Genomic DNA, 7,377 nt, shown 5'->3' on the forward strand with positions numbered 1-7,377 from the left:
AATGCCGCGGCGCTGCGGCGGCTGATTGCGGCCGAGGGGGTGCGCATCGTCCATGCGCGCAGCCGCTTTCCCGCCTGGTCGGCGCTGTGGGCGGCGCGCCGCGCGGGGGCGCGCTTCGTCACCACCTATCACGGCACCTACAACGAGAACTTCCCCGGCAAGCGGCTCTACAACGGGGTGATGGCGCGCGGCGAGCGGGTCATCGCCATCAGTGAATTCATTGCCGATCTGGTGCGGTCGCGGCACGGGGTGGGGGAGGACCGGCTGCGGGTCATCCCGCGCGGGGTGGATCTGCGGCGCTTCGACCCGGCGGCGGTGGCGCCGGAGCGCGTGGCCGCGCTGCGCGCCGCCTGGGGCGTGCCAGAAGGCCGGCCCGTGCTGCTGCTGCCCGCGCGCATCAGCCGCTGGAAAGGGCAGGGGGTGCTGCTGGAGGCGCTGGCCCGGATGCCCGCCCCGCGCCCCTTCGCCATCCTGGCCGGCGACCCCGGGCGCGGCGCCTTTGACGCCGAGCTGCGCGGCCGCCTCGCCGCGCTCGGCCTCGCGGGCGACGCGGTGCTGCCCGGCCCCGGCGACGACATGCCCGCCGCCCTGCTGCTGGCCGACATCGTGCTGCACGCCTCGACCGACGCGGAAGCCTTCGGCCGCACCGTCATCGAGGCGCAGGCCATGGCGCGGCCGGTGATCGCGGCCGATCTCGGCGGCCCGCGCGAGACGGTGCAGGAGGGCGAGACCGGCTGGCGCGTGCCGCCCGGCGACCCGGCGGCGCTGGCCGCCGCCATCGGCCGCGTGCTGGCCCTGCCGGCCGGGGCGCGCGCGGCGGTGGGCGAGGCCGCCCGCGCCATGGTGCGCGCCCGCTACACCACCGCGGCGATGCAGGAGGCGACGCTCGCCGTGTACCGGGAGCTGCTCTGAATGGCGCCGCGCATCCTCGTCATCAAGCTGGCCGCGCTGGGCGACTTCGTGCAGGCCTTCGGCCCCTTCGCCGCCATCCGCGCGCACCATCCCGGCGCCCGCATCACGCTGCTGACCACGCCGCCCTTCGCTGGCCTGGCCCGCCGCGCCCCCTGGTTCGACGAGATCTGGGCCGATGGCCGGCCCGACTGGACCGACCTCGCCGGCGTGGCGCGCCTCGCCTGGCGGCTGCGCCGCGCCGGCTTCGACCGGGTCTATGACCTGCAGACCTCCCGCCGCTCCTCGCGCTACCGCCTGTTCACGGGCGGGCGGCCCGAATGGTCCGGCATCGCGCGCGGCGCCAGCCACCGCCACGCCAATCCGGCGCGCGATTCCCTGCACACGCTGGAGCGCCAGCGCGAGCAGCTCGCCATCGCCGGCATCACGCATTTCCCGCCGCCCGCGCTGGACTGGCTGGAGGACGACCTCTCGGCCTTCGCCCTGCCACCCCGCTTCGTCCTGCTGATCCCCGGCGCCTCGCCGGGGCGGCCGGGCAAGCGCTGGCCGGCGGAGCGATTCGCCGCCCTGGCCGCCAGCCTCGGGCGCCCCGTGGCGGTGCTGGGCGGCCCGGCCGAGGCGCCGCTCGCCGCCACCATCCTGGCCGCCGCGGCGCCCGGGAGCCTCGACCTCACCGGCCGCACCAGCCTGGCGCAGATCGGCGCCCTGGCGCGGGCGGCGGTGGCGGCGGTGGGCAACGACACCGGCCCCACGCATCTGGTGGCCGCCGCCGGCTGCCCCACCTTGTCGCTGTTCGGCGCCGAGAGCGACCCCGCGCTCTGCGCCCCGCGCGGCCCGGCCACGGCCTTCCTGCGGCACCTGCCGCTGGCGGAGCTGCCCGAGGCGGCGGTGCGCGCGGCGCTGGAGCGGCTGGCGCCGTCCTGAGCGCCCCGGCCGTCAGGGGGTGGGCGAGATCGCCCGCTTCAGGCAGCGCAGGGTGAAGGCCGAGCGGGTGTGGCGCACGCCGGGCAGGCGGTAGAGCTTCTCGCGCAGCAGCGTCTCGTAGCCCGCCGTGCCGCCCACCGCCGCCTTGATCAGGTAGTCGTAGGCGCCGGTGGTCAGGTGGCATTCCAGCACCTCCGGCATGTCCTGCACCGCGCGCTCGAACTGCGCCAGCGCCGCCTCGTCATGCTTCTCGACCATCACCTCGACGAAGACGATGTCGGGCAGGCCGAGCTTCGCCGGGTCCAGCAGCGCCACGTAGCCCTGGATCACGCCGGCCTGCTCCAGCCGCTTCACCCGGCTCCAGCAGGGGGAGGGGGAGAGGCCCACCTCCTCGGCCAGCTCGGCATTCGTCAACCGGGCGTTGCGCGCCAGGGCGCGGAGGATGCGGCGGTCGGTCTGGTCCACGGGGCCCTCCCAGGATGGCCTGACCTGAATAGCCGCTGCCGCGCCGACTGCCACAGTTCGATTCCTGCGCGAAAATCCAAATTCCCGCCATATTTGTCCGGAAATTATGTCGCCATTATCGTAAAAGAGACAAATGGTGGGCCTGGGAGCAATCCCGGGTGCCGTCAGCGTCCAGCGGATTGACAAGTCGTGCGGCCGGGCCGCACGATCACGTAAAGGAGAGGACGGCATGCGCCTGCATGGCTACATCCCGTCAAGCGTCACCTGGCGCGTCCGCATCGCGCTCGCGCTGAAGGGGGTCGAGGTCGAGACCCTGCTGCATGACCTGCCGCAGGATGGCCCCCGCAACCTCGGCCATGTCTCCCTCAATCCGCAGGGGCTGATGCCGATCCTGGAGCTGCCGGAGGGCGGGTCGCTGACGCAGTCCCTGGCCATCGTGGAATGGCTGGAGGAGATGTGGCCGAGCCCGCCGCTGCTGCCGCCCGAGCCGGCCCAGCGCGCGCGGATGCGCGCCTTCACCCTGGCCATCGCCTGCGAGACGCAGCCGCTGCACGCCGCGGGCGTGCTGGCGCGGCTGCGCGCCGCCGGCCTGACGGAAGGGCAGGTGCAGGGCTGGGCGCGCCATGCCATCAGCGAGGGGCTGGAGGCCTGCGAGGGGCTGCTGGCCGACAGCCCCGGCCCGTTCTGCTTCGGCGCCCGGGTCAGCCTCGCCGATGTGTTCCTGGTGCCGCAGCTCTACGCCGCGCGGCGCTTCGGCGTGCAGCTGGCCTTCCCCCGCCTGCTTTCCGCCGAGGCCGCCAGCATGACGCTGCCGGCCTTCCGCGACACGATGCCGGAGACACCCGATGCCGCCTGAACCCCGCATCGCCGCCCCCCGCGCGGCGCTGGCGATGGCCGCCCTGCTGCCGGCCCTGCTGGCCGCCGCCACCCCCGCCTCGGCCCAGCTGCGCAGCCTGTCCGTGCCGGCCGAGGCCGGGGTGGTGGTGCCGCCGCGCGGCCAGCCCATGCCCCGGCTGGTGGCGCCGCCCGCCAGGCCGTCCGCCACCCTGGCGCCGCCGGAGGAGGAGGCGCCCGCGCCCGTGCAGCTCCCTGCCGGCGGGCAGGGGCTGGCGGCGCCGCTGATGGGGGCCGCGCTGCCCATGGCCGCCGCCGCGCTGCTCGGCGCCGGCCTCGGCGGGGGCGGCCAGTCCGGGGGCGCACCGGCCCGCACCCGTTGACGGCGTGGCGCCGCGGCGCCAAAGCCTTGCGCATTGCGGCATGGCCTGGGCCATGCGCCGATGGTGACGGAAGGATGGCAGGGCATGGCAACGCGGGACGGCGCGCTGGAACGCGCGGGGCGCTTCTTCGACCAGGGAGGGTTCCAGGATCTGCTGGCGCGGCTGGTCGCCATCCCCTCCACCTCGCAGGAGGCGGAGCATGCGCCGGCGCTGCGCCGCTACCTGGAGGAGGCCATCTCCCCCTGGCTGGAGCGGATGGGCTTCGCCATCAGCCTGCATGAGAACCCCGAGCCCGGCTTCGGCCCGATCCTGATGGCCACCCGCATCGAGGACCCGGCGCTGCCGACCGCGCTGCTCTACGGCCATGGCGACACGGTGGCGGGGCTGGACGCGCAGTGGTCCCCCGGCCTCACCCCCTGGGCGCTGACCGACAAGGGCGACCGCTGGTACGGGCGCGGTACCGCCGACAACAAGGGCCAGCACGCGCTCAACCTCGCCGCGCTGGAGGCCGTGCTGGTCGAGCGCGGCGGCCGGCTCGGCGCCAATGTGAAGCTGGTGCTGGAGATGGCTGAGGAGCGCGGCAGCAAGGGGCTGCGCGCCTTCGTCGCCGCCCAGGCCGAGGCGCTGAAGGCGGATGCGCTGATCGCCTCGGACGGGCCGCGCGTCGAGCCGGGCCTGCCCACCATCGCCACCGGCACGCGCGGCACCTGGCATTGCGACCTGGTGGTGAAGCTGCGCGAGGGCGGCGTGCATTCCGGCCATTGGGGCGGCCTGACCACCGACCCGGCGGTGGTGCTGGCGCATGCCCTCTCCACCATCATGGACCGCGACGGCAAGATCCTGGTGCGCGGCTGGCTGCCCCAGGGTGGCGCGCAGGGCGGCGTGCCGGCGGCGGTACGCGCGGTGCTGGAAGGCTGCCCGGTGGGCGGCGGCGACGGCGCCGCGACCATCGACGAGGGTTGGGGCGAGCCCGGCCTGACCCCGGCCGAGAAGATCTATGGCTGGAACAGCTTCATCGTACTGGCCATGACCAGCGGCGTGCCGGCCAACCCGGTGAACGCCGTGGCGCCCGACGCCCGCGCCCACTGCCAGATCCGCTACACGGTGGACAGCGACCCGGCCACCTTCGAGGCCACGCTGCGCGCCCATCTCGACGCGCACGGGCTGCAGCAGGTGCGCATCGAGAACGCCTTCGTCCGCATGCCCGCCAGCCGCACCGCGCCGGACCACCCCTGGGTGCGCTGGGCGCAGGCCAGCATGGAGCGGAGCCTCGGCGGCCGCGTGCAGATCATCCCCAACAGCAGCGGCGGCCTGCCGGGCGACGTGTTCGTCGACCATCTCGGCGTGCCGCTGGTCTGGGTGCCGCACAGCTACAATGGCTGCAAGCAGCACGGGCCGGACGAGCACCTGCTGAAGGCCCCGGCGCGCGAGGGGCTGCTGGCCTTCGCCGGCATGTGGTGGGATTTGGGCGAGCCGGGCACGCCGCCGCGCGGCTGAGGCCGCTCAGGCGGGGCGGCCCGCCGCCCCGCTACGGGTGCAGCTCGACATTGGCGGTGTCGCCCTCCGTCTGGTCGATCACCAGCAGGCGCACCGCCTCGGTGCCCAGGGTCTCGCCGGAATGCCAGTGGTCGAGCATCTCCACCACGATCTCGCCCGGCCCATATTCCCAGCCGCGCCCCTCCGGCGTGCCGACGCGCAGCCGCCCCGCCAGCACATAGGCGAGGCGCTGCTGCGGGTGGCGGTGCACCGGCAGCCGGGCACCGGGCGGGATCTCGTAGATCGAGGCCACCAGCGTCCCGTCCTGCCGCGGAAAGCGCAGCTTCTGGCCGAGCGCGGTGGTGCTGCCGCGATAGATCTCCGTCACCTTCGGCTTCGGCGGGTCGGCCGGCGCCTGCGCGCAGGCCGACAGGGCCAGGGCGGGCAGCAGGGTGGCGGCCACCAGGGCGAGGCCGCGAATCGAAGCAGGGCGCATGCGTTTCCTCCGGGCCGGTGATCCGGCCCTTGCAGCCCAGGCTAGAGCGTTTCTCCGCCCGCGTCCCCCCCGGTGTCGTCCCTGGCCCCGTCCCTGGCCTCGTACCCTGGCCTCGCCCCTGGGGCGTCAGCCCGCCGCCTGCTCCATCAGCCAGAACTGGAAGGCCCGCAGCGCCGGCCCCGGCGGGCGGGAGCGCAGCCAGGTGAGCCAGTAGGCGCCGAGCGCCACCTCGGCCGCGAAGGGCCGCGCCAGCCGCCCCTCCCGCAGCTCCCGCGCAAAGAGCCGCAGCGGCAGCAGCGCCACCCCCGCGCCCTGCGCCGCCGCCTCGGCCAGCACCAGCGAGCTGTCCGCCACCAGCCCGCGCGCCGGCGGGCAGGGCAGCTCCTGCGCCGCGAACCAGCGGGACCACTCATCGGCGCGGTAGGAGCGCAGCAGCGTCTCGCCCGCCAGATCCTCCGGCCGCCGCAGCCGCGCGGCGATGCCGGGGGCGCAGGCGGGCGAGAAGGGGGCGGCGAAGAGATGCACGGCCTCGGTGCCGTGCCAGGCGCCGTCGCCGAAGCGTATGGCGCAGTCCAGCCCCTCGCCGGCGAGGTCCACCCGGTTGTTGTTGGCCAGCAGCCGCAGGTCGATGAACGGGTGCGAGGCGCGGAAGGCCGCCAGCCGCGGCAGCAGCCAGCCCACCGCGAAGCTGCCCACCACCCCCACCGTCAGCACCTCCCGCACCTGCCCGGCCTCGAAGCGGTCGAGGCTGCGGGCGATGCGGCGGAAGCCCTCGGCGATCTCGGGCAGCAGGGCGGCGCCCTCATCGGTCAGGGCGAGGCCGCGCGGCAGGCGCCGGAACAGGGCGATGCCCAAGTTTTCCTCAAGGCTCTTCACCTGATGGCTTATGGCCGCCTGGGTGACGTGCAGCTCCAGCCCCGCCTTGGTGAAGCTGAGATGCCGGGCCGAGGCCTCGAAGGCACGCAGGGCGTTGAGGGGGAGATGGGTGCGCATGCCATTTCATGCCCAAGTTTTCCTGGGGTTTCGCCCCAGAACTCCCCGTTTGTCGAGGGGGCATGGCGCCGCCACTGTGCGCCCGCAACGAAAGGAGCCGGGCCAATGACGATCGGGCGGCGGATGATGATGGTGGCGGGGCTGGGCGCGGGCGCGCTGTGGGGCGCCATGCCCTGGCGGGCTGCGGCGGCGGAAGGCCGGCAGGCGGCGCTGGAGGCGCGGCTGCGGGCGATCGAGGCGGAGAGCGGCGGGCGGCTCGGCGTGGCGGTGCGCGAGGCGGCCCCCGGCGGGCTGCGCGCCGGGCACCGCGCGGCGGAGCGCTTCCCGCTGACCAGCACTTTCAAGCTGCTGGCCGCCGCCGCCGTGCTGCGCCGCGTCGATGCCGGGCAGGAGCGGCTGGACCGCGTGCTGCGCTTCTCCAGCGCCGACCTCGTCACCTACTCGCCGGTGACCAAGCCGCAGGCCGATGGCCCCGGCATGACGCTGGAGGCGCTCTGCGCGGCGACGGTGACGCTGAGCGACAACACCGCCGGCAACCTGGTGCTCGGCACGCTGGGCGGCCCGGCCGGCCTCACCGCCTTCGCCCGCGACCTCGGCGACCCGGTGACGCGGCTGGACCGCTGGGAGACGGCGCTGAACGAGGCCACCCCCGGCGACCCGCGCGACACCACCAGCCCCGAGGCGATGCTGGGGCTGATCGGGGCGCTGACGCTGGGCGAGGCGCTCTCCGCCGCCTCCCGCGAGCGGCTGATGGGCTGGCTGCTGGGCAACCGGACCGGCGACAGGCGGCTGCGCGCCGGCCTGCCCGCGGGCTGGCGCGCCGCCGAGAAGACCGGCAGCGGCGGGCGCAACACCGCCAACGATGTCGGCCTGCTGCTGCCGCCGGGCGGCCGGGCG

At 75.2% G+C, this 7,377-nt stretch carries 9 protein-coding genes; 6 read left to right on the top strand and 3 right to left on the bottom strand.

Annotated features, from left to right (window positions below; genetic code table 11):
• Positions 1-912 (top strand): glycosyltransferase family 4 protein (locus ACZJYS_RS21100; RefSeq protein ID WP_493180225.1); only part of this gene is annotated, 912 nt, incomplete at its 5' end.
• A complete protein-coding gene (locus ACZJYS_RS21105) occupies positions 913-1,833 on the top strand; it encodes a glycosyltransferase family 9 protein (RefSeq protein WP_493180226.1) in 921 nt (306 codons plus the stop codon).
• Positions 1,834-1,845: 12 nt separating this feature from the next.
• On the opposite strand, the gene ACZJYS_RS21110 is transcribed toward ACZJYS_RS21105, so the two are convergent.
• On the bottom strand, positions 1,846-2,298 hold the full coding sequence (locus tag ACZJYS_RS21110) for an Lrp/AsnC family transcriptional regulator (RefSeq protein ID WP_109518278.1): 453 nt from the start codon (positions 2,296-2,298) through the stop codon (positions 1,846-1,848).
• 229 nt (positions 2,299-2,527) lie between these two features.
• Here ACZJYS_RS21110 and maiA point away from each other — a divergent pair, with 229 nt between their 5' ends.
• The 3 genes from maiA (at position 2,528) to ACZJYS_RS21125 (ending at position 5,012) form a co-directional block, all read left to right on the top strand.
• Positions 2,528-3,154, top strand: a complete 627-nt coding sequence (gene maiA, locus ACZJYS_RS21115; protein ID WP_109518279.1) for a maleylacetoacetate isomerase — start codon at positions 2,528-2,530, stop codon at positions 3,152-3,154.
• Positions 3,144-3,515, top strand: a complete 372-nt coding sequence (locus ACZJYS_RS21120; RefSeq protein ID WP_493180227.1) for a hypothetical protein — start codon at positions 3,144-3,146, stop codon at positions 3,513-3,515. The genes maiA and ACZJYS_RS21120 overlap by 11 nt, the downstream gene beginning before the upstream one ends.
• Positions 3,516-3,599: 84 nt before the next feature.
• Positions 3,600-5,012: a M20/M25/M40 family metallo-hydrolase gene (locus ACZJYS_RS21125; RefSeq protein WP_493180228.1), complete on the top strand. Its 1,413-nt coding sequence runs from the start codon at positions 3,600-3,602 to the stop codon at positions 5,010-5,012.
• A 31-nt stretch (positions 5,013-5,043) separates the two neighbouring features.
• On the opposite strand, the gene ACZJYS_RS21130 is transcribed toward ACZJYS_RS21125, so the two are convergent.
• A complete protein-coding gene (locus tag ACZJYS_RS21130; RefSeq protein ID WP_379651350.1) occupies positions 5,044-5,487 on the bottom strand; it encodes a cupin domain-containing protein in 444 nt (147 codons plus the stop codon).
• Positions 5,488-5,613: 126 nt separating this feature from the next.
• The gene (locus tag ACZJYS_RS21135) at positions 5,614-6,480 is read right to left on the bottom strand and encodes a LysR family transcriptional regulator (RefSeq protein WP_109518283.1); all 867 of its coding nucleotides are present in this window, start codon (positions 6,478-6,480) and stop codon (positions 5,614-5,616) included.
• Between the two features lie 105 nt (positions 6,481-6,585).
• Here ACZJYS_RS21135 and bla point away from each other — a divergent pair.
• On the top strand, positions 6,586-7,377 hold a 792-nt coding region (gene bla, locus ACZJYS_RS21140), incomplete at its 3' end, for a class A beta-lactamase (RefSeq protein ID WP_493180229.1).

It is taken from the genome of Roseomonas sp. TS2, from assembly GCF_058833935.1.